Source organism: Streptomyces sp. NPDC087440 (genome assembly GCF_044744005.1).
Lineage (GTDB): Bacteria > Actinomycetota > Actinomycetes > Streptomycetales > Streptomycetaceae > Streptomyces.
Map to the genome: position 1 here is coordinate 150,096 of NZ_JBIUXN010000018.1, position 15,221 is coordinate 165,316.

Consider the following 15,221-nt stretch of genomic DNA (forward strand, 5'->3'; position numbering starts at 1 on the left):
TGGTCAGCCTCCCTGGACTGCGGTCAGGACTTCCACGCGGTCGCCGTCGCCGAGGGCGGTGGCCGCCCACCGGCCGCGCGGCACCACCGTCTCGTTGAGCGCCGCGGCCACGCCCGCGTGCGCGCGCGTGAGCGTGGCGACGAGGTCGCCGAGGGTGGTGCCGGGGGAGACCGCCCGCCCCTCACCGTTGACGGACACGTTCAGGGTGGTGCTCATGCGGGCTGCTCCTGTCGTACGGGAAGCGATGCGGCGGCGGTGAACCGGCGCGGGGTGAAGGCGCGCGCCTCGTCGGGCAGTTGCCCGGTCGTCAGCACGGTGGCCATGACGTCGCCCGTCACCGGTGTCAGCAGCACACCGTTGCGGTAGTGCCCGGTCGCGAGCACCAGGCCCGGCAGCAGGGTGGGCCCCAGCAGCGGTGCGTTGTCGGGGGAGCCGGGGCGCAGTCCGGCCCTGGTCTCGGTGAGCGGGAGTTCGGTGATGCCGGGGACGAGTTCATGGGCGTCGCGCAGCAACTCGTACACCCCGCCCGCCGTCACCGTGGTGTCCCAGCCGAGTTCCTCGCTGGTGGCGCCGACGACGAGTTCGCCGTTCTCGCGGGGCACCAGGTAGACGTGACTGCCGCGCACCACCGCGCGCACCGTCCGGCTCAGGAACGGGGCGTACGTGGGCGGCACGGTGAGCCGCAGCACCTGCCCCTTCACCGGGCGAACGGGCGGCAGCACCTCGTCCGGCACCCCGGCGAGCCGTCCGCTGAGCGAACCCGCCGCCAGCACCACCTGGTCGGCGACGAGCTCGCTGCCGTCGGCGAGGAGCGCGCCCGAGGCCCGCTCCCGTACCACCGACAGCTGTTCGGCCTTCGTGCGGTGCAGGACCACCCCGGTGCGCTCGCAGGCCGTCAGAAGGGCGGCGGCGAGGCGGCGCGGGTCGATCTGGTGGTCGCCGTCCACCCGCAGCCCGCCGCGCACGCCGGGCGCCAGCATCGGCTCCAGGCGGCGGCAGTCGCGCCCGCTGAGCCACTCCGACTCCAGGCCCGACTGCCGTTGCAGGGCGTGCAGTTCGCGCAGGTGTGCCCGGTCGTCGGCGTCCAGGGCGACGGCCAGGGTGCCGCAGGCGCGGTAGCCGGTGTCCTGTCCACTCGCCTCCTCCAACTCGGCGACGAAGTCCGGATAGCGGCGCGCGGAGGCGAGGTTGAGACCGAGCAGGGTCTGCTCGCCGTAGTGCAGTTCGGTGACGGCGGCCAGCATCCCGGCGGCCACCTGGGCGGCGCCGCCTCCTGGTTCGGGGTCGGCGAGCGCGACGCGCAGGCCCCGCTGGGCGGCCCGCCAGGCCGTCACCAGGCCGATGATCCCGCCCCCGACGACCAGGACGTCGTACGGCTTCGCCGATGGTTCGACAGACGTGTGCATGGGCGTCCAGCCCCTCCCTTCGCCGGCATGACCCGGATCAGGTTCGTACGGTCGGAGGCCTGGTCAGCCTCCCTCTCAGCCCGGTCCGCCGGGCTCCCGTGAGTGCTTGTACGGTGACCAGACTAGTCCCTGGGTTCAACAGACTGTGAGGTACGTCCCGTGCCCCGTTCGCTCGACGGACTTCTCCTCGCGCCGGTCGCCGACCAGGCGCCGGGGCAGGTCGGCACCCGCACCCGTTTCGCGTACCACGAGCAGGACGGGCTGATCTGGGCCGAGTACGCGGGCGGCGACGTCGTGCGCGGACACCTGGTGGGCACGCGCGAGGGCGACCGGCTCGACTTCCGCTACGTCCAGCTGAAGCACGACGGGACGACATCGTCCGGCCATTGTCAGTCGCAGGTCACACTCCTTTCCGACGGTCGAGTTCGGCTGGAGGAGAGCTGGGCATGGGAGTCCCAGGACGGCAGTGGCACGAGCGTCGTCGAGGAAGTCCCGGGCGGCCCGGAAGCGGCCGTCACGGACCGGCATTCCTGACGGCTCGTCAGAAACGTAAGGTGGTCGCGTGAGCGAGCAGAAGCGAATCGTCGTCGTCGGCGCGGGCATGGCCGGAGTGCAGACCGCCGTCGCCCTGCGGGAGCAGGGCTTCCCCGGCCCGATCACCCTGATCGGGGCCGAGCCGCACCCGCCGTACGACCGGCCGCCGCTGTCCAAGGCGGTGCTGCTCGGCAAGGCCGAGGGCTCCGCCTTCGAGGTCGACTTCGGGGCGCTCGGCGTCGAACTGCGCCTGGGCTCGGAGGTCGTCGCCCTGCGCCCGGACGACCACGAGATCGACACCCTCACCGGACCGGTGCCGTACGACCTCCTGGTGATCGCCACCGGAGCGGACCCGATCACCCTCCCCGGCACCCTCGGCGCCCCCGGCGTGCACCTCTTGAGGACGCTCGACGACGCACAGCGGCTGCGTCCGGTGCTGGACGCACAGAGCGACGTGGTGGTCGTCGGCGCCGGATGGATCGGCGCGGAGTTCACCACCGCCGCCCGCGAGGCCGGGTGCACGGTCACCGTCGTGGAGGCCGCCGACCGGCCGCTCGCCGGGACGATGCCCGCCGAGATCGCCGTGCCCATGGCGCAGTGGTACGCCGAGGGCGGCGCCGAACTGATCACCGGTGCACGGGTCGCGTCGGTGGAACCGGGCGCGGTGCTGCTCGCCGACGGCCGCCGCATCCCCGCCGACGCGGTCGTCGTCGGCATCGGCGCCAGACCCACGACCGGCTGGCTGGCCGGTTCCGGCGTCGAGCTGGGCCCGGACGGGTCCATCACCGCCGACGAGCACCTGCGCACCTCCGCGCCCGACGTGTACGCCGTCGGCGACTGCGCCTCCTTCCCCTCGCACCGCTACGGTGCGCGTCTGCTCGTGCACCACTGGGACAACGCCCTCCAGGGGCCGCGCACCGTCGCCGCCCACGTCATGGACGCCGCGCCGCAGCCCTACGACCCGGTGCCCTACTTCTGGTCCGAGCAGTTCGGCCGCTTCGTGCAGTACGTCGGCCACCACGCGGACGCCGACGAGATGATCTGGCGCGGCGACCCCTCCTCGCCCTCCTGGTCGGTGTGCTGGCTGCGCGAGGGGGCACTGGTGGCACTCCTTGCCGTCGGCCGCCCGCGCGACCTGGCGCAGGGGCGCAAGCTGGTGGAGGCGGGTGCGGCACTGGACGCGGTGCGGGCCGCGGACCCGGCCGTACCGCTGAAGTCGGCCGTACGGAATCCGTGAGGGCGCCCCCGGGCCCGTACGGAATCCGTAGGGGAAGTCCCGCGCGGACCGGGCCCGGGTGCCGGTTGTCGGTCCCGGATGGCACGCTTGTCCTGTGACCGAGATTGACGCAAAGATCGACGCCCTCGTCCCCGCCTGGCTCTACCTCCCCGACATCGCGGAGATGCTCGACCTGGAGGTGACGAAGGTGCGGCAGCTGGTGAAGGACGGCCAGCTCATCGCCGTACGACGCGGTGAGAACCGTTCGCTCCAGGTGCCCGCCCCCTTCATCGACGGAAACCAGATCGTCAAGGGCCTGCCCGGGCTCCTGACGGTCCTGAAGGACGACGGCTTCTCCAACGAGGAGATGCTGGAGTGGCTCTTCACCGCCGACCCGACCCTGCCCGGCACCCCCGCGCAGGCCCTGAGCGAGAATCGCGGCACGGAGGTGAAGCGCCGCGCCCAGGCGCTCGCCCTCTGACGAGGCCGCACCACACCGAGGCGGTGTGCGGTCCGCCCCGCGCGGACCGCACACCCGCCACAGACCGACGGGGGGCGACCCCCGCCACCACCACGCGGGGGAGCACCCCCGGCACCACCACGGGGGGAACCGCACCATGCCCACGCCCAGCGAGCTGCTCGCCGACGCCCGCCTCTACCTGTGCACGGACGCCCGCAAGGAGCGCGGGGACCTCCCCGCCTTCCTCGACGCCGTGCTCTCCTCCGGCGTCGACATCGTCCAGCTCCGCGACAAGGGCATGGAGGCGGGCGAGGAGCTGGAGCACCTCGCCGTCCTCGCCGACGCCTGCCGCAGGCACGGCAAGCTCCTCGCGGTGAACGACCGCGCCGACGTGGCGCACGCCGTCGGCAGCGACGTCCTGCACCTCGGCCAGGGCGACCTGCCGGTGCCCGCCGCCCGCGCCATCCTCGGCGCCCGCAGCGACGACGTCCTGATCGGCCGCTCCACGCACGCCGAGTCCGAGGTGGACGCCGCCGTCGCCGAGCCCGGCGTCGACTACTTCTGCACCGGCCCCTGCTGGCCCACCCCCACCAAGCCCGGCCGCCACGCCCCCGGCCTCGACCTGGTGCGGTACGCGGCCTCCCTGGACCAGCCGCGCCCCTGGTTCGCCATCGGCGGCATCGATGCCCACAACCTGGACGAGGTGCTGGCCGCCGGAGCCCGCCGGGTCGTGGTCGTCCGCGCGCTGACCGAGGCCGCCGACCCGGCCTCCGCCGCCGCCGACCTGGCCAAGAGGATCAGGTCATACGATCAGTAACCGTTCAGGATGCGCCGGATAACTGTCCGAAGGGTGGACAAGAAACCGGCATAACGGACCTTTGCCTCCTGGGCGGTTGGGCGTCCGCCGCCCCGCTGGCTAATCTCTCGACATGGCCCTTGGCACAGCTTCCACCAGATCAGATCGCGCGCTTACGGTGCGTGAGCTGCTGGAGACCGGAAAGACGTCGTTTTCCTTCGAATTCTCGGCCCGCAGAACCGAGAAGGGCGAGCAGAACCTCTGGAACGCCCTGCGCCGGGTCGAGGCGGTACGCCCCAGCTTCGTCTCCGTGACCTACGGCGCGGGCGGCTCCACCCGCGAAGGCACGGTCAAGGCCACCCAGAAGATCGCCTCCGACTCCACGCTCACGCCCGTCGCGCACCTCACGGCCGTCGACCACTCGATCGCCCAGCTGCGCAACATGGTGGGCCAGTTCGCCGACGCGGGCATCCGCAACATCCTCGCGGTGCGCGGCGACCCGCCGGGCGACCCGATGGGCGAGTGGGTCAAGCACCCCGAAGGCGTGACGTACGCGTCCGAACTCGTCGAGCTCATCAAGGAGTCCGGCGACTTCTGCGTCGGCGTCGCGGCATTCCCGGAGATGCACCCGCGCTCGGAGAACTGGGATTCCGACATCCGCCACTTCGTGGAGAAGTGCCGGGCCGGTGCCGATTACGCCATCACCCAGATGTTCTTCGACCCGGAGAGCTATCTGCGGATGCGTGACCGCGTGGAAGCAGCGGGTTGCCACACCCCGATCATCCCGGAAGTGATGCCTGTCACGCTGGTCAAGCAACTCGACCGGCTTCCGCAGCTCAGCAACGCGCATTTCCCGGACGCCGTGAAAGAACGCATGCTCGCGGTCAAAGACGATCCCGCCGCTGTACGCTCCATTGGCATCGAGTTCGCCACGGAGTTCTGCGCGACGCTGCTTGCCGAAGGTGTACCGGGAATGCACTTCATCACGCTGAACAACTCGACGGCGACGCTCGAAATCTACGAGAATCTCGGACTGCACGACCCGACGTCACTGCCGACGCAGTCGTAAGCAGTCATCACAGCTGTACTCGCGCCGCCGCGTCCACCAGGGGACGCCGGCCGCAGGAGAGGGGCGTACATGGGCTGGACGGTCCTCTACATCGCATTCGGCGCGGTCGCGCTGTGGCTGCTCGGCGAAGTGCTGTTGCAGTACAAGGCGCGGCTGCGCTGGCGGGTGCTCGCCTTCACGGGCTTCGCCGTCGTCGTGGTCGGCGTGCTGATGCGTTCCGTCGTGGTCATCGGGGTGGGCACCGCGGCGTTCGCCGTCGGCCAGACGTACGTCACGCTGTCCTTCCGCCGAGGCTTCTCCACCGGCTGGGCGGTCGGCGGCAGCCCGGGCGCCAGCAAGCGGCGCAGGGGCAACGCCGAAGCGTCGCCGCAGCAGCCGACGCTCCAGGTCTCCGGCCTGGAGTACGGGGAGCAGCAGGACGGCCCCGCCACCGGCTTCGAGGGCGTCCCCGGCTACGACCAGGGTCACGGGGCCCCGCACCACAACGACCCGCAGACCGCGGTCTACGAGCCGCAGCCGATGCCCGACGAGACCGGCCGGTACGGGATCTACGACGCCGTGTCGCCCTACCCCGCCCCCTCGGCCGCACCGCAGACCCAGGGCCACGACGACTTCGGCAGCGGCTCCTACCCCACGTACGACCCGCAGGGCGGCCAGGCCCACAACCCGGCCGACACCGGGGCGTACGCCTACGACACCGGGCAGCAGCAGTACGCCGCCTACTCCGACCCGTACATCGGCACCCAGTCCTACGGCGGTGCCGAGTACGACTCCTACGGCGGCCAGCAGCAGATGTACCCGGGCCCCTACGACAACTACCCGGGCGAGACCCCGCCCGGCGGCGTGTGGGTCCCGCAGCAACGCGACGGCGAGCAGCCGCTCGGCCCCGAGACCCCGCAGCAGCCCGCCGGTTACCCCAACGGCTACGACACGGGCGCGAACGGGCAGTACCGCTACTGAGCATCCGTTACGGGAAAGGGCCCGCACCCCGACAGGAGGTGCGGGCCCTTTCCCGTGCCGCTGTCCTTCGCGTACGTCCCCTACTGCGAGCCCCGGAAGCCGTCCCCCTCGACGATCAGCCCGGCGACCAGCGCCCCCGACATCCCGGCGTGTGCGAGTCCGCCGCCCGGGTGCGCCCAGCCGCCGGCCGCGTACAGGCCCGGCAGGCGGGGGGAGTTGGACCGCCTGAGGTACCCCCCCGAGGCACCCGCCAGTGCGGGGGCGGGCAGGTCTCCGGCGGGCGCGCCGGTCTCGGCGGCGATGTCCTCGGGGGTGCGGACCTCCCGCCAGCGGACGCGGTCGGCCAGCCCCTCGACGGCCCGCGAGGCCTGCGCCACCATGGCGTCCGCCCAGGCCTCGCCCCGCGCGGGGTCCCGCCAGTCGGCCCGGTCCCGGGAGGGTGCGGCGGCGGTCAGGACGACGGTCTCGTGCGCGTCGTCGGGACGCAGGGCGGGATCGTCGGGGCGCATGACCCACACGGTGGGCGACTGCGGTGCTCCCGCCTCCTCGAAGACGGTGCGCAGCTCGGCCGGGCGGTGGGCGGAGTGCACCACCGTGCGGTGGGCCGCCTGCGGGTCCCGTGCGCCGGACAGTGCCAGGCAGACCGTCACCCGTCCGGCCCCCGACACCCCCCGCTCCGGTACGAAGTCGCCCTCGTCGTACAGCTCATGGCCCTCCCAGGGGCCGTCCGGGCGCCGGTGCACCAGCGCGTGGAGCGTCTCCGGGTGAACGGCCGCGACCACGTGGTCCGCCTCCACCTCGGTGCCGTCCGCGAGCTCCACGCCGCCGACCCGGCCGTCCCGCGCGGTGACCTCGACGACCTCCGCACCGAAGACGAACTCCACCCGGCGGGCCAGGCAGCGTGCGTACACGGCGTCCGCCAGTGCCCGCATGCCGCCGCCGCGCACGTACCAGGTGCCGAAGGTCTGCTCCATGTACGGCAGGACGGCGGCGGAGGCGGGGGCCCGGCGCGGATCGAGGCCGAACCCGAGGGCGTAGCTCTCCAGCAGGGCCGTCAGGCGGGGGTCGCGCAGCTCCCGGGCGCCGACCTCGGCGAGCGTGGTGGCGCGGCGCTCGCGCAGCAGACGGCGGGTGGGGACCGACGGGTACGGGTCCTTGCCCAGCACCTGCCAGTTCGGCCACAGGGGCTCCTCCAGGAGCGGCCGCCGGACCCGGTCCCAGGCGTCCCCGGCCCGGCCCATGAATGCGTCCCAGCGCTCGGCGGCGTCCGCACCGAGCGCGGCGCCGAGCGCCGCCACCGCTCCGCGCGAGGCATTGGGCAGGGTGACGTCCGTACCGTCCGCGAACAGATGGCGGGCTGCCGGGTCGACCGGGGCCAGGTCGACGGAGTCCTCCAGGGACTCCCGGCCGGTCTTGACGAACAGGTCCCGGTACACGGCGGGCAGCTGGAGCAGCCCCGGTCCCGTGTCGAAGGCGAACCCGTCCCGCTCGAAGCGGCCCACCGCACCGCCGTGCGTGCCCCCGCGCTCGTACACCGTCACCCGGTGGCCCGCGACGGCCAGCCGGGCGGCGGCCGCCATCGCGCCGAGCCCGGCGCCGATCACCACAATCCGTGCCATGCAGTGACTTTAACGGGGGCCACTGACACCTCAGCGATGAGGCGGCCCACCCGTGCCCATCAGGCGTTTCTCCTCCCGGCGCTGGGCGCGACGGCGGCGGAAGCGCCTGATCCGGCGCGCCAGGAAGACCAGCATCACCAGGCCGATCAGCAGCAGCGCCCCGGCGATCGAGGCCGCTGCGACCGGATGGAACATGGCGAAGCTGACGACCCCCGCGACGCCCAGGTCCTCGGCGGTACTGAGCACGATGTTGCTGAACGGCTCCGGCGAGGTGTTCACCGCCATCCGGGTCCCGGCCTTCACCAGATGGCTCAGCAGCGCGGTGGAGCCGCCCATCGCGCCCGCGGCGAGCTCCGGCAGCGAGCCGTTCTGCCCGGCCAGCAGCGCCCCGACCACCGCTCCGGCGATCGGCCGGATCACCGTGTGGACGCTGTCCCACAGCGAGTCCACGTAGGGGATCTTGTCGCTGACCGCCTCGATCAGGAAGAGGATCCCGGCGACCACCATGACGTCGGTGCGCTGCAAGGAGGCGGGCACCTCGTCGCTGATTCCGGTCGCGCCGAAGACACCGAGGAGCAGCACCACCGCATAGGCGTTGATGCCGCTGGCCCAGCCGCTCGTGAACACCAGGGGAATGATCGACACGAAAGGGATCGTAACCACCCGGTGGCGTGCAGGACGGGGACATGAAAACGCCGGCCCGGTGAAGCCCGATCCCCCCGAGCGTCACCGGACCGGTGCGTTTTCCCCCGTATCCCCGTTACATCCAGGGTCCCGCGCCGCTTCCGCCGCCCCGTGTCGGCGGTCTCGGCGCGAGCGCCCCTTCCGTGGTTCCCACTCTGTCGTCTGCCCAGGTGGGAGCCCATCCGCGTACCTACTCATCTCGGGTACTAGGTACGGATACTCAGACGTGGGCGCACGGACTCAGGCAAGCACCGGGGCCGGTGACGACAACGAGCACCGGGGCCGGTGACGGAAACGAGCACCGGCCCCGGTGACAGCGACAGACCCCGGCCCCGGCGTCAGGGACGCCCGCCGCCCACCCGCCCGTGCAGCAGCCGCGACAGGGCCGCGTGCACGTCGTCCAGCGAGCGCTCGCTCTGGAACGCCTGCCAGTCCAGCGCCGCCACCAGCACCATGCCGACCAGCGCCGCCGCCGTGAGCGGGATGTCGATCTCCTCGCTCAGCTCGCCGTCCGCCACGCCCTCGCCGAGCACCCGCTCCACGACGGCCACCGCCTGCTGGCGCACCACCAGGAGCGTCGACTGCCACGCCCGGTTGGTGCGCCACAGCTCGGCGACGTACAGCTGGGTGAAAGCGGGATAGCGGTGGATGAAGAGCAGCCCGGCGCGGATCATCGCGTCCAGCGCCTCGACCTTGCTGCCGCCGCGCGCGGCGGTCTCGTCGGCCGCCTCCTGGAGGGAGGCCGTGAGCAGCCCCACTCCGTACCGCAGCAGCTCTTCGAAGAGCTCGCTCTTGCTCTTGAAGTTGTAGTACACCGTGCCCTTGGCGACACCGGCACGCTCGGCGATCTCCTCCACGGTGGTCGAGGAGAAGCCCTTCTCGGCGATCAACGTCACGGCCGCCTCGTAGAGCTTCTGCCGGGTGTTGCGGCGGCGCGTGCTGGTGCTGTCCATGGGGCTGATTCTCCCAGGCCCCCCGGCGCCCACCGGTGCCGTGCTCACAGGCTCAGCTCCGGGTGCAGGCGGTCCAGCGTCCACACCTGCTTGCGGCGGGCCGACAGGGCGGTCAGCGCGAGCGCGCCCGCCGTGAACGCGGCCAGCACCATGCTGCCCGTCCAGACCGGCTCCAGACCGCCGCCGGAGATCAGCCTGCGCAGCCCCTCGACGACGTACGTCATGGGCAGGAACGGGTGGATCGCGTTGAAGAAGCCCGGCGAGGTCTGCACCGGATAGGTGCCGCCCGCCGACGTCAGCTGGAGCATCAGCACCGCGAGCACCAGGATGCGTCCCGCCGCCCCGAACCGGGCGTTCAGCCACTGGATGATCGCCGCGAAGCAGGCCGACACCAGCACCAGGAAGCCCAGCGTCCCGGCCGTGCGTGCCATCTCCAGGCCCAGCGCGTAGTGCAGCACCGCCATCAGCGCCCCGACCTGGAGCACCCCGAGCGCCACCACCGGCAGCCAGCCCGCGAAGGCGATCCGCCAGGCGGAGGCACCGGCGGCCAGCGCGCGCCGGCTCATCGGCTGGATGAGCATGTACGCCACCATCGCGCCGACCCACAGGGACAGCGGGATGAAGTACGGGGCGAAACCGGTGCCGTAGTTGGGTGCCTTGTGCAGCGACTCGGAGGCCAGCTTCACCGGGTCGGCCATGACCTCGGTGCGCTGGTCGCGGGAGCCCTTGTCGTAGTCGGGGATCTTGTCGACGCCGTCGTGCAGACCGCCCGCCAGCTTGCCGCTGCCGTCCGCCAGCTTGAACAGGCCGCCGTCCAGGTTGTTCGCCCCGGTCTTCAGCTTGCCGACGCCCTGGTCGAGGTCGGTGGCACCGTTGCGGGCCGAACCGAGGCCGGTGTGCAGTTTGGTGGCCCCCTGGGAGACCTTCTGCGCGCCGGAGTTGAGCGCGTTGACCTTCGCGACGGCCGCCCCCAGGTCCGCGTCGAGGTGCGGTGCCTGGCGGACGAGCTCCTTCGACTTGTTCTGGACGTCCTTCAGGCGGCTGTCCAGGAGCGCCAGGTCGCTGTTGCTGTCCTTGACCATGGCGTTGACGTCCTCGGCCACCGTGGCGGCCTCCTGGGCCGCCGTGACGCCCTTCTTGAGGATCGGGCAGGCCTTCGCCGCTGCGGCGGCCTTCGGGTCGTCCTCGGCCCCCTGGGGGGCGTTCTGGCAGAACTCCTGGTGCACGGCGGCCAGGTCGGTGGCGATCCTCCGGGAGTCCTTCGCTGCCTCGGGGGCCCGCTTGACCAGTGTGGACAGGTGATTGCGGGTGATCTTGGAGGAGTCCGCGACCAGCTGTGCCGCGTGCGCGATCGAGGTGCCGTCGTCCTTCAGATACGGCCGGACCTTGCCGGAGATCCCGTTGACCTTGTCGGCCAGCACCTTGGTGCCGTCGGCGACCTGCTGGGCGCCGGAGGCGAGGTCGCTCGCGCCCTGGTCGAGCTTCTTGATGCCGCCCGACAGGTCGCCGCTGCCCTTCTTGGCGTTGGTCAGCCCGTCGGCGAGGTCCTTGGAGCCCTTCTTCGCCTTGCCGATGCCGCCGTCGAGGTCCTTGGCGCCCTTGGCGGCCTTCTCGGTCGCGTCGTGGATGTCGGAGAAGGAGATGAAGATCTTGTCGAGGAAGCCGCGGGAGGCGTTCGTGGAGGCGGCCGTGCGCACCTCGGAGAACACCGACCGGGAGATCTGCCCGACGATGTAGTTGTTGGAGTCGTTGGTGTGCACCTGGAGCGCACCCGTCTCCGGGCTGTCGCCGGAGCTGGAGGCGATCCGCTCGCTGAAGTCCGAGGGCATGGTCAGCGACAGGTAGTACGCGCCGTTCTCGACGCCGTCCTCGGCGTCCTTGGCGCTCACCTCCTGCCAGTCGAAGACCTTGCTGTCGCGCAGCTTCTCGGTGATCTCGTCACCTGCGGTGATCTTCTTGCCCGCGGCGGTCGCACCCTTGTCGTCGTTGACGAGCGCCACGGGAATCTTGTCGAGCCGCCCGTACGGGTCCCAGAAGGACCACAGGTACAGGGCGCCGTACAGCAGCGGCAGCAGCAGGAGCGCGACGAGCGCGGCACGGGGGAGCTTCCCCCTGCCGAAGCGCTTGAGCTCAAGAGCGGCCAGTTTCGGCGAGCGCATCGGCCGCCCCCTCCTCGGTCGATTCGTCCCCGGCTGCGGTCCGGGCACCGGTGTTCTTCTTCGCGTGCCGGGGCGTCTCTTCGCGTACGGTGCGCACCGACACCAGCAGGGCGTCCTGCGGCGGCGCGCTGCACACGGCGAGCACGGTGACACCGGACGCGGCGACCGCCCGGAACAGCTCCCAGGCCTCCTCGCGCTCGGCGTCCGACAGCTTCAGGTCCGCGTCGTCCACGGCGATCAGGCGCGGCGCGCACATCAGCGCCAGCCCCACCGACAGCCGCAGCCCCTCCAGCCGCTCCAGATCCCGTACGGACGTCCGCTCGCCCTTCGGCAGGGCGTCGAGGTCCAGGCCGACCGCCGCCATGGCGGCGTCGATCCGGGCCCGGGCCTCGGCCCGGCGCACCGAGGGCTTCTTCAGGAGCCCGCGCAGCGAGCCGTCGAACCGGCGCTGGAGCAGGGCGCGTTCGCGCAGGTGCTCGGCGACGGTGAAGGCGGCGTCGAGATCGCTGACCCCGGCCACCGGGCCGAGGGCGCTGATCCGCCGCACGCCGGCCATCTTCTTCGGCAGCCGCAGGCCGCCCACCTCGGCGTGGCCCTCGGTGGCGCGCATCCGGCCGGTGAGCGCGAGCAGCAGGCAGGTGCGGCCCGACCCGGACGGGCCCTCGATCGCGACGAAGGAACCGGCGGGCGCGGTGACGTCCACGCCCCGGAACGCCCAGCCGCGCGGTCCCTTCAGCCCGAAGCCCACCGCGCTGACCGCGGCCCCTCGGGTTTCCCCTTCGGCGTCCGACCCCTGGGCCTCGCCCCCTCGGACTTCCCCTGCGGCGTCGACCCCCTGGGCTTCCCCCGCGGTGTCGGACGCCTCTGTCGTCCCGGTGTGCGGGCTGTCCACGCACCCTCCCCATTTTTGAACTGACCGGTCAGTTCAAAAGTATGCCCTCCGCCCCCCGGCCCAAAAGCCCAGGTCAGGCCGGATTGTCAGTGGCGTCCCTCACAGTGGGCTCAGACGGCACCCGTGCCGTTGTCCGAGACAGGAGGTTCGTCATGGCACAGGCCGACGTTCACCCCGTGCAGCGCCGCACCCAGGCGCCGCCCGCGGCCCTCGATCTGCTCGCCCAGGCCCACCGGGGCCTGGAGGAGGCCGCGCTCGCCGAGACCGCCAACGAGCGGTACGCGAGCGCCCACTTGGCCGCCCTGCGCACGGCCGCCGCCGTCCTGGCCGCCCGGGGCCGCCCCGAACCCACCCCGCGCCGCCGGCAGCGGATACGCAGCGCCTGGGAGGTGCTGCCCGAGACCGCGCCCGAACTGACCGAGTGGAGCGCCCTGTTCGCCTCCGGCGCCGAGAAGCGGGCCCGCGCCGAGGCGGGCATACGCGGCGCGGCCAGTGCCCGGGACGCCGACGACCTGATCCGCGACACCGCGATGTTCCTGCGCCTGGTCGAGCGGATGCTCGTGCTCCAGCCGACGCTGCCCCGCAGCCGGGAGGGACAGGAGCGGGGCCCGCAGGCGCGATGACCGCGGCGGCCGTGAGCGAGCGGGCGTCCGCACACGGGGTGACCTGGGCAGGGTCGGCGGCCGGGCCCATTAGGCTGGGCGCAGCCGTGTCCGCGGGGGCTGGCCGCACCGTTCGCCCCGCACCGCTCACCGAGGAGTCAATGCCGTGTCGGAATCGATGCGCCCCCGCGCCTCCCTGCGTACCGCCGTGGTCTGGGAGGTCCTCAAGGACGCCCTCGACCACCGGGCCAAGGAGACCGGCCGCGACACCCTGGACGTCCTCGACACCGGAGGCGGCACCGGGAACTTCGCGGTCCCCGTCGCCAAGCTCGGCCACCGTGTCACCGTCGTCGACCCCAGCCCCAACGCCCTCTTCGCGCTGGAGCGCCGGGCCGCCGAGGCGGGCGTCGCCGACCGGGTCCGCGGTGTGCAGGGCGACGCGCTCGGCCTCTTCGACGTCGTCGAGCGCGACGGCTTCGACGCCGTCCTGTGCCACGGGGTCCTGGAGTACGTCGACGACCCGGCCGAGGGCCTGCGCAACGTCGTCGAGGCGCTCCGCCCGTCCGGCACGCTCAGCCTGCTCGCCGCGGGCAGCGGGGGAGCCGTCCTGGCCCGCGCCCTGGCCGGACACTTCAACGAGGCCCGCCAGGCGCTCACCGACCCGGCGGGCCGCTGGGGCGAGGGCGACCCGGTGCCCCGCCGCTTCACCGCCGAGCAGCTGCGCGAACTGGCCCAGGGCGCGGGCGTCGAGGTCGCCGCCATACACGGCGTACGGGTCTTCGCCGACCTGGTCCCCGGCGTCCTGGTCGACACCGAACCCGGCGCGATGGATGCCCTCCTGAAGCTGGAGGCCGCCGCCGCCGAGCTCGACGCCTTCCACGCGGTCGCCACCCAACTGCACGTCCTGGGCGCCAAGCGCAGCGTCTGACGCTGCCCGGCGGACCGTCCGACCGGCCCCCGGCCCCCGCCGGAGTCCATGATCACGGCCCGCGAGCCCGTCCGGAGCAACGGGCCCCGTCCTTACGAACATCCCCTCCACGGGGGCTGATCAGCGAGGAGTCGGGGTACTAGGGAAGTACGGAGTCCGCCGCGGGCCCCCCGATCAGCCTCCGGGCCCCGTATGATCGGGGGACACCGTCGGCATGACGGGTCGGCCGTTGGGGAATGCACGCTTCAACAGCCAAGCCGGCACGGCGGCCCGGATTGGCGAAATGGCGTAGAGGGCGGGTTTCACGGGGGCGATTCCCTGCCTATTCTGAAAGGGCCGCATCCGGTCGCCCCCCGCGACCGACGAGTAGGAGGACTCCGTGCCGCTCTCGGAGCACGAGCAGCGAATGCTCGAGCAAATGGAGCGAGCGCTGTACGCCGAAGATCCCAAATTCGCGACAGCGCTTGAGGGAAGCGGGCTGCGTACGTACACCCGGCGACGGGTCTACCAGGCGGTCGCAGGCTTTCTGGTGGGTATCGCGCTCCTCATGGCCGGCATGGTCGCCCAGCAAATCTGGGTGAGTGTGGTCGGCTTCCTTGTCATGCTCGGTTGTGCCGTCCTCGCGGTCACCGGATGGCGCAAGGCTCCCAAACCGGGTGAACAGCCCGTGCCGGGAATGGCGGCCGCGGGCCGTCAGCCCCGCCAGCGCCGCTCGGTCATGAACCGTATAGAGCAACGCTGGCAACGCCGCCGCGACGAGCAGCAGGGCGGCTGAGCAGTACCTGCGTCCCGCAGGGCCAACGACATGTGTACGCGTGGAGGGGCGGGGGGGGTGGGGCGCCCCCCCCCCCCCCCCGGTGGCCCCCCCCCCCCCGCGGGGGGCCCCGGGCGCCCCCCCCCCGGGCCCCCCGGCACCCCCCCGGGGCGCCCGGGGGGCCCCCAG

16 protein-coding genes and 1 riboswitch are annotated in these 15,221 nt (G+C 72.4%); of the genes, 9 read left to right on the forward strand and 7 right to left on the reverse strand.

Annotated elements, in window-relative coordinates:
• Window positions 1–3: 3 nt before the first annotated feature.
• Together thiS and thiO are read right to left on the reverse strand one after the other, a co-directional pair.
• Window positions 4–216 carry a sulfur carrier protein ThiS gene (thiS, locus tag ACIO3O_RS30475; protein ID WP_401751451.1) on the reverse strand — a complete coding sequence of 71 codons (213 nt, stop codon included), beginning with the start codon at window positions 214–216 and terminating at the stop codon, window positions 4–6.
• Entirely contained in the window at window positions 213–1,406 is a 1,194-nt protein-coding gene (gene thiO, locus ACIO3O_RS30480) for a glycine oxidase ThiO (protein WP_401751453.1), read from the reverse strand. Before thiO ends, thiS begins: the two co-directional genes overlap by 4 nt.
• Window positions 1,404–1,516, reverse strand: a riboswitch (TPP riboswitch). It overlaps the preceding gene by 3 nt.
• 49 nt (window positions 1,517–1,565) lie before the next feature.
• On the opposite strand from thiO, the gene ACIO3O_RS30485 reads away from it, so the two are divergent.
• The 6 genes from ACIO3O_RS30485 to ACIO3O_RS30510 all read left to right on the forward strand — a co-directional run bounded on the left by ACIO3O_RS30485 (window position 1,566) and on the right by ACIO3O_RS30510 (window position 6,441).
• Complete coding sequence (locus ACIO3O_RS30485) at window positions 1,566–1,940, forward strand: hypothetical protein (protein ID WP_401751454.1); 375 nt, start codon at window positions 1,566–1,568, stop codon at window positions 1,938–1,940.
• 67 nt (window positions 1,941–2,007) lie between these two features.
• On the forward strand, window positions 2,008–3,177 hold the full coding sequence (locus tag ACIO3O_RS30490) for an NAD(P)/FAD-dependent oxidoreductase (RefSeq protein WP_401751543.1): 1,170 nt from the start codon (window positions 2,008–2,010) through the stop codon (window positions 3,175–3,177).
• A gap of 94 nt (window positions 3,178–3,271) precedes the next feature.
• Complete coding sequence (locus tag ACIO3O_RS30495) at window positions 3,272–3,637, forward strand: Rv2175c family DNA-binding protein (RefSeq protein ID WP_401751455.1); 366 nt, start codon at window positions 3,272–3,274, stop codon at window positions 3,635–3,637.
• Window positions 3,638–3,773: 136 nt separating this feature from the next.
• Complete coding sequence (thiE, locus tag ACIO3O_RS30500; protein ID WP_401751457.1) at window positions 3,774–4,433, forward strand: thiamine phosphate synthase; 660 nt, start codon at window positions 3,774–3,776, stop codon at window positions 4,431–4,433.
• Window positions 4,434–4,545: 112 nt separating this feature from the next.
• Window positions 4,546–5,481 carry a methylenetetrahydrofolate reductase [NAD(P)H] gene (gene metF / locus ACIO3O_RS30505; protein WP_401751458.1) on the forward strand — a complete coding sequence of 312 codons (936 nt, stop codon included), beginning with the start codon at window positions 4,546–4,548 and terminating at the stop codon, window positions 5,479–5,481.
• A 69-nt stretch (window positions 5,482–5,550) separates the two neighbouring features.
• Window positions 5,551–6,441: a hypothetical protein gene (locus tag ACIO3O_RS30510; RefSeq protein WP_401751460.1), complete on the forward strand. Its 891-nt coding sequence runs from the start codon at window positions 5,551–5,553 to the stop codon at window positions 6,439–6,441.
• Window positions 6,442–6,521: 80 nt separating this feature from the next.
• Here ACIO3O_RS30510 and ACIO3O_RS30515 read toward each other — a convergent pair whose 3' ends face one another.
• The 5 genes from ACIO3O_RS30515 to ACIO3O_RS30535 all read right to left on the reverse strand — a co-directional run bounded on the left by ACIO3O_RS30515 (window position 6,522) and on the right by ACIO3O_RS30535 (window position 12,604).
• Window positions 6,522–8,060, reverse strand: a complete 1,539-nt coding sequence (locus ACIO3O_RS30515) for a phytoene desaturase family protein (protein WP_401751462.1) — start codon at window positions 8,058–8,060, stop codon at window positions 6,522–6,524.
• A gap of 30 nt (window positions 8,061–8,090) precedes the next feature.
• Window positions 8,091–8,705, reverse strand: a complete 615-nt coding sequence (locus ACIO3O_RS30520) for a DUF4126 domain-containing protein (RefSeq protein ID WP_401751464.1) — start codon at window positions 8,703–8,705, stop codon at window positions 8,091–8,093.
• A 377-nt stretch (window positions 8,706–9,082) separates the two neighbouring features.
• Entirely contained in the window at window positions 9,083–9,697 is a 615-nt protein-coding gene (locus ACIO3O_RS30525; protein ID WP_401751466.1) for a TetR/AcrR family transcriptional regulator, read from the reverse strand.
• A gap of 44 nt (window positions 9,698–9,741) precedes the next feature.
• Window positions 9,742–11,856: a YhgE/Pip family protein gene (locus ACIO3O_RS30530; protein ID WP_401751468.1), complete on the reverse strand. Its 2,115-nt coding sequence runs from the start codon at window positions 11,854–11,856 to the stop codon at window positions 9,742–9,744.
• A complete protein-coding gene (locus ACIO3O_RS30535; protein WP_401751545.1) occupies window positions 11,828–12,604 on the reverse strand; it encodes an ATP-binding cassette domain-containing protein in 777 nt (258 codons plus the stop codon). Before ACIO3O_RS30535 ends, ACIO3O_RS30530 begins: the two co-directional genes overlap by 29 nt.
• Window positions 12,605–12,900: 296 nt before the next feature.
• On the opposite strand from ACIO3O_RS30535, the gene ACIO3O_RS30540 reads away from it, so the two are divergent.
• The 3 genes from ACIO3O_RS30540 (at window position 12,901) to ACIO3O_RS30550 (ending at window position 15,053) form a co-directional block, all read left to right on the forward strand.
• Window positions 12,901–13,371, forward strand: coding sequence for an SAV_6107 family HEPN domain-containing protein (locus ACIO3O_RS30540; RefSeq protein WP_401751469.1), 471 nt, complete (start codon window positions 12,901–12,903; stop codon window positions 13,369–13,371).
• A gap of 145 nt (window positions 13,372–13,516) precedes the next feature.
• Window positions 13,517–14,278 carry a methyltransferase gene (locus ACIO3O_RS30545; protein ID WP_401751471.1) on the forward strand — a complete coding sequence of 254 codons (762 nt, stop codon included), beginning with the start codon at window positions 13,517–13,519 and terminating at the stop codon, window positions 14,276–14,278.
• A gap of 379 nt (window positions 14,279–14,657) precedes the next feature.
• Window positions 14,658–15,053: a DUF3040 domain-containing protein gene (locus ACIO3O_RS30550; RefSeq protein ID WP_401751472.1), complete on the forward strand. Its 396-nt coding sequence runs from the start codon at window positions 14,658–14,660 to the stop codon at window positions 15,051–15,053.
• The last annotated feature ends 168 nt before the right edge of the window (window positions 15,054–15,221 follow it).

Bases quoted from the DNA above. Each gene is read 5' to 3' on its own strand.
- thiS (WP_401751451.1), bottom strand. From the start codon at position 216: ATGAGCACCACCCTGAACGTGTCCGTCAACGGTGAGGGGCGGGCGGTC.
- thiO (WP_401751453.1), bottom strand. From the start codon at position 1,406: ATGCACACGTCTGTCGAACCATCGGCGAAGCCGTACGACGTCCTGGTC.
- ACIO3O_RS30490 (WP_401751543.1), top strand. From the start codon at position 2,008: ATGGCCGGAGTGCAGACCGCCGTCGCCCTGCGGGAGCAGGGCTTCCCC.
- thiE (WP_401751457.1), top strand. From the start codon at position 3,774: ATGCCCACGCCCAGCGAGCTGCTCGCCGACGCCCGCCTCTACCTGTGC.
- metF (WP_401751458.1), top strand. From the start codon at position 4,546: ATGGCCCTTGGCACAGCTTCCACCAGATCAGATCGCGCGCTTACGGTG.
- ACIO3O_RS30510 (WP_401751460.1), top strand. From the start codon at position 5,551: ATGGGCTGGACGGTCCTCTACATCGCATTCGGCGCGGTCGCGCTGTGG.
- ACIO3O_RS30515 (WP_401751462.1), bottom strand. From the start codon at position 8,060: ATGGCACGGATTGTGGTGATCGGCGCCGGGCTCGGCGCGATGGCGGCC.
- ACIO3O_RS30525 (WP_401751466.1), bottom strand. From the start codon at position 9,697: ATGGACAGCACCAGCACGCGCCGCCGCAACACCCGGCAGAAGCTCTAC.
- ACIO3O_RS30530 (WP_401751468.1), bottom strand. From the start codon at position 11,856: ATGCGCTCGCCGAAACTGGCCGCTCTTGAGCTCAAGCGCTTCGGCAGG.
- ACIO3O_RS30540 (WP_401751469.1), top strand. From the start codon at position 12,901: ATGGCACAGGCCGACGTTCACCCCGTGCAGCGCCGCACCCAGGCGCCG.